We start from the raw sequence: 1,009 nt of genomic DNA on the forward strand, positions 1-1,009 counted from the left end.
ACGCTTGGCATTTTTGGTTTGCTTTGAATTTAGTGTTTACGGCACAATGCTTTAGGTCAGGTGGTAGCGTTGCTCACCACTTAACGCGGCGTTAGGCATCAGGAGATTTGCATGAAACATCCAAAGTTTAAAGGTGTTGGTACATTAGATGCCGAAATCGAAAAGTGCGAAAAAAATTTGTTGAACAAAGAAATCGAGTTCAACTGGATTGTTCAGAAACTGAAGTCTGCAGACCCGTCACTAGATAATATCAATAAGCTTAGACAGCAGCTTCGAGCTAAAGAGAAACAAGTGATAAAGGCTCGAAAACAAGTAAAGGCAAAAAAGGATCAAAAGTCTCGTAAGGTTAATGAGAGGCAGAGAAGCAAGTTTGGTGGTCAAGCTAAGAAAAAAGAACGATTGGCTTTAAATCGAGCGATTAATAAAGAAATGGATAATCAGGAGAACATTTTGTCCCAGTTAAAAAACATAGCAATTGAGTTTCCCTCTGATAAAGAAGAACCACAATCAGGGACGGAGTTATTCATTTCCCACGCTTCGGAAGATAAAAGCGATTTTGTTAAACCACTAGCTGACGAGTTAATAAAGTTGGGTGTATCAGTGTGGTACGACGAATATACACTGCGTATTGGAGACAGCTTGCGCCGTTCAATTGACCAAGGTCTTGCTGAATCAAAGTATGGTCTAATTATCCTGTCTAAAGCATTTTTTGAAAAAAACTGGACTCAGTACGAGCTGAATGGGTTAGTAGTAAGAGAAATGGAAGGAGATAAGGTCATATTACCTATCTGGCACAACATTACCAAAGACGAGATTATGAAACTAAGCCCATCTTTAGTCGATAAGGTAGCGTTGAACTCAACTATGTTCACGATTAGAGAAATAGCTGAGAAAGTCGCTGACGCTGTGAAAAATGCTTAGTATCAAGTTTGAAGTGCGACACTTTTTACAGATGCGCATGAATATACTCCTGTGGTGTAAAGAACCCAAGTCTTTTCCTTGGGCGCGA

General features: G+C 39.7%; 1 protein-coding gene. It reads left to right on the forward strand.

Translation table 11 applies throughout. The annotated features are described in order from the left end of the window. Positions 1–111: 111 nt before the first annotated feature. Positions 112–921, forward strand: a complete 810-nt coding sequence (locus BS19_RS15025) for a toll/interleukin-1 receptor domain-containing protein (RefSeq protein WP_038176364.1) — start codon at positions 112–114, stop codon at positions 919–921. Positions 922–1,009 lie beyond the last annotated feature (88 nt).

Source organism: Vibrio pacinii DSM 19139, from assembly GCF_000711795.1.
GTDB classification, from domain to species: domain Bacteria; phylum Pseudomonadota; class Gammaproteobacteria; order Enterobacterales; family Vibrionaceae; genus Vibrio; species Vibrio pacinii.